At 59.0% G+C, this 3,674-nt stretch carries 4 protein-coding genes and 1 pseudogene; 1 reads left to right on the top strand and 4 read right to left on the bottom strand.

Annotation, left to right across the window (positions count from 1 at the left end; translation table 11 throughout):
- The 4 genes and pseudogenes from WMK75_RS18595 to WMK75_RS18580 form a co-directional block, all read right to left on the bottom strand.
- A partial coding sequence (locus WMK75_RS18595; RefSeq protein ID WP_347269066.1) for a DEAD/DEAH box helicase family protein occupies positions 1-1,031 on the bottom strand: 1,031 nt, incomplete at its 3' end.
- On the bottom strand, positions 1,028-1,384 hold the full coding sequence (locus tag WMK75_RS18590; RefSeq protein WP_347269065.1) for a type II toxin-antitoxin system RelE/ParE family toxin: 357 nt from the start codon (positions 1,382-1,384) through the stop codon (positions 1,028-1,030). The genes WMK75_RS18595 and WMK75_RS18590, both read right to left, overlap by 4 nt.
- On the bottom strand, positions 1,384-1,674 hold the full coding sequence (locus tag WMK75_RS18585; protein WP_347269064.1) for a hypothetical protein: 291 nt from the start codon (positions 1,672-1,674) through the stop codon (positions 1,384-1,386). The genes WMK75_RS18590 and WMK75_RS18585 overlap by 1 nt, the downstream gene beginning before the upstream one ends.
- 358 nt (positions 1,675-2,032) lie before the next feature.
- A pseudogene (locus WMK75_RS18580) lies at positions 2,033-2,164 on the bottom strand (IS5/IS1182 family transposase); the annotation flags it as partial.
- Between the two features lie 70 nt (positions 2,165-2,234).
- Between WMK75_RS18580 and WMK75_RS18575 the strand changes: the two are divergent.
- Complete coding sequence (locus tag WMK75_RS18575) at positions 2,235-3,290, top strand: hypothetical protein (RefSeq protein WP_347269063.1); 1,056 nt, start codon at positions 2,235-2,237, stop codon at positions 3,288-3,290.
- The last annotated feature ends 384 nt before the right edge of the window (positions 3,291-3,674 follow it).

Below are 3,674 nucleotides of genomic sequence, written 5' to 3'. Positions count from 1 at the left end.
GCGGTCATGGCGCGATAGATCTGATAGGGGACCAGGTGCCCCTCGGCGATGGCCTGCGACATGGAATAGCTGAAGGTAGGCTTTTTCACCTCGAAGAAGCGCAGCGTATCGCGGATGGCGGCCTGGTCTTCCTCGTCAATGTCCTTGTCCTCGGCGATCACGCAGGGCGTAGCGGTCAGACCGACCTTGATGCCGTCGAAATGGTCAAGGGCGCGGCGCCATTTGCCGTAGATACTGCGGTGGCATTCGTCGATGACGATCATGTCGAAATAGCCCGACGAGTATTTGTCATACTCGTTGACCATGGTCTGCAAGGTGACGATGGTGATGCGCTTTTCATCCTGAAAGCGCCGGCCTGTGCGCGGCACGCGATAGCTGGGCAGCTCAGGCAGATGCTCGGCCAGGGCATCCTCGGCCTGCATGGCCAGGGTATTGCGATCAACGACAAACAGGGCGCGGGTGATCCAGCTGGCCTCGAACAGCCGCTTGAGCAGCGCGGCAGCGGTGCGGGTCTTGCCGGTGCCGGTCGCCATCTCGACCAGCATCCTGCGCCGCCCGGCGACGATCTCGCGGCAAACCGCGTCGATACAGGCAAGCTGATGCCAGCGTCCGCCGCCGCCGGCGATGCGGCTGTCCACCAGGATATCGAGGGGATTGCGCCGGATCTCGCCCGCGGCCTTGCGGCGGGCGAGGTCGTCCTGGCTGAAAATCGTCTCGACGGCGCGGAAATGCGCATCCTGGCCCTTGTCGCGAAACCAGATTTCCTCACCGTTGGACAGGAAGATGAACGGCACGTCGAGCTGATCGGCATAGCGCAGCCCCTGCGCCTCGCCTGCACTCAGGTTGACGGAGGTTGCCTTGGCCTCAAGCACGGCAAGCGCGCGGCCCTGGCGATCGAACAGGACGTAATCGGCCTTGCCACCGTCATCGAGCGGATATTCATAGCGCAGGCTGCGGCCATCGGTCAGGCGCCAACCGGCATCCTTCAGCAGCTGGTCGATATGCACGCGGGCGAAGGCTTCGTTGCTCATGGGCTGCCGGCCTCCCTGCTTTCCCCCGGGAAACCGCGCCGCCTCGCGCCGGTGTTCATCCAGTCCTGCCCGCCGAACGCAACCAGGGCGATGTAGAGAGCATCGCGCGTTGCATCGGCACGGAACACGATGGTCAGCCGGTGACCGCGCCCGCCATGCCGGACCAGCCAGCCACCGAGGGGCGCCGCAAGCCGTGCCCCCGAATGCGGGTTGCCGGCGATGTCGCGCAGCATGGCCTCGATCTCGTCGAGGCGGCGTTCGGCCGCACCGACATCACCGCCGGTCACATCGAGAATATGTTCAACGAGCGCCGTCAGGTCGCGGACGACCAGCGGATGCCGGATCAACCGCATCAGCGCGTATTGTCCGAACCCGATCCGGCGCGCGCGATCAGCGCCGCACGGGCCTCTGCGGTGAAGGCGACAGGATCAACCATCGGCTGCCACTGATCGACAGGCAAGGCGAGGCGGCGCTGCAACTCGGCCTCGAACAGGGCCTGTTCGCGGTCGCGGACGATCTTGGCACGGGCCAGCTCGCCCGAAACGGCGGCGCTGACATTGGGGTATTCGCCGGCCTCGACCAGCTCGCGGGCGAAGGCGAAGGCGGTGTCGGTAAAGCTGACGCTCTGCTTGTGGACGGCCATGGCTTGCGCCCCCATCTTTGGTGCTCTGTTGTATTACCGTAGAGCGGGCATGATGATTTCTCAAGCGAAATTCAATACGCAAGCTCGAAATCTTGCTATCGTTCCGAAAAGTGAGGAGCCATCTTATCTGCAACCTTTACAAGCCGCGCCAGACCGCCGAGGAAATCGCCCGCCTGTTTGCCGCAGTTGATCGTAACGGCCCGGTTGGCACCGCCTGCCTGAGTTTGTCCTGATCATTTAGAACAGGCTGCTGAAGAAGTCGGCGAAGCGGAACGGCTTCCCATTGGTTGGATCGGGGACCGTGAGTGTCAGGCCAATCGGCGCGGACAGCATGCGCGCCTGATGCCGCTACTCGCCCTCATGCGGCGAGCAACCGGGGCAGTCGGGCGAGGTTGTTGGCGGCCATGGTGAGGATGAAGCGGGAACGCACGCGCTCGACGCCACGATAGACGCTCTTCGCCATGCCGCCGACGGTCTTGGCCCAGCCGAAAATGCGCTGGCATCACGCTTGTCCGAGAGGCATACAGTTTCGATTTTGGGGTTGAGATCAGGTGCTGGAAATGAGTGAAGACACGACAGTGATCAGCAACGGTGCAGCCGCCGTATCGAAGGACTTGAGGCGATATCCGCGGCTGGCCTTTTGGGTCTCTGCTTCTGTCATGTGGCTGCAGTTCTTTGCGATCGCCGTTGGATTCAGCTTTGCGATTGCGCTCGTGTTACCATTTCCCGATACTGACTTTCTGCTTTCACCGCTATTGCAGCACCGCTCAGTCTTAACTCATTCGATATTTTTTCCGACTCTGCTTTTGGTCTGCGTCCGGCGTCACTGGTTTCTTAAGGCGATTCTGTCGATCGCATTTGCCGGCATTGGTATACACCTCATTGCGGATGCGCTGTCGCCGGCAATTGGTTTCGGCGCGGTTTGGTTGCCGCCTTACGCGAAATTGAGTCTTGGTGAGTTTTCTCAGGTCTGGCTCTGGTGTAATGGTGCGGCCTCGATAGTACTTGCGAACCTGTGCATGAGGCCGAGGTTTCGCTCCGAAATGGTTGCCGGTACGCTACTCGCGGGTGCAATCTATGGGGCGGCAAACGAGCAGAGCCTCCTTTCGCTGATATTTGTCTTGGGTAGTCTAATCGCATGCTATGGATTGGCCGCATGGCGGGGCTGGATTCCTGAGGGGCCAATTTCGATCTTGAAAGAGCTTTCGGAAATAAAACGGGAGCGCCAGATTCTAAATGAGCTGGACCTGGCCTCGAGACGGTCGGAAGTAGTAGGTATTCGAATGGTGCTGCGTAGGGGGTGGTTATTTGTTGTTGTAATTTATGATATATTCAAATGGACCGTTTTAAATCCAAGAAAGATCGTTTGGACGACCGTGTTGGTCTGTGTGGCTTTCGCAATTATGTTTTTCCTTGGTGATGCTAAAATCAGTCGCACGGCTACACTGAATGAGTTGACCAGCACAAGTGATCCCACCCCGACTTTTAACATCAGATCTGACATTGCTGAGAGGGTTACGTCAGGTGCACGGAAGTTAATTCGCGGCCCGAGGGGGGGGTGCTATTATAGGTCGAACGGGGAATCCCAGTACGTTGATCGATCCTTATGTAAATGAGTTAAGAGATCCCTTCCTCGCGGGGGAGATGCCCCAAGGCCAGGTTGTTCGGCGGCAGCATCTTCGTCAGAACCGCTGCCTTTCGTTCCGGTGAGTAACCCAAGTCGTCTTCCTATCCCGCCCGCCAAATCAATCATTTCAGATCGAGAACGGGTGACAACTGTCCTGACAGAGGGGGGGTTCTTCGTAACCGCCCGATTGTTCTTGCAGTTACCCACAAGTGTCTTTGGCGCTGTGAAAGGTCTTGCACCGGAGGAATCCACCGTGATTCGTTGTCTGGCACCTTCAGTCAAAAGGGTGCGGCGATCCGAAGTTCGACAGTTCCGCGGGCATTTTGAGCCTGCTTGAGTATCCAGCATATGCAAAATCAAGGCATTACATGTG

Source organism: Paracoccus sp. (in: a-proteobacteria) (assembly GCF_039808215.1).
Lineage (GTDB): Bacteria > Pseudomonadota > Alphaproteobacteria > Rhodobacterales > Rhodobacteraceae > Paracoccus.
Note: the sequence above shows the minus strand (reverse complement) of the source record. Positions and strands in the feature narration are given on the sequence as shown.

Bases quoted from the DNA above. Each gene is read 5' to 3' on its own strand.
- WMK75_RS18585 (WP_347269064.1), bottom strand. From the start codon at position 1,674: ATGGCCGTCCACAAGCAGAGCGTCAGCTTTACCGACACCGCCTTCGCC.
- WMK75_RS18590 (WP_347269065.1), bottom strand. From the start codon at position 1,384: ATGCGGTTGATCCGGCATCCGCTGGTCGTCCGCGACCTGACGGCGCTC.
- WMK75_RS18575 (WP_347269063.1), top strand. From the start codon at position 2,235: ATGAGTGAAGACACGACAGTGATCAGCAACGGTGCAGCCGCCGTATCG.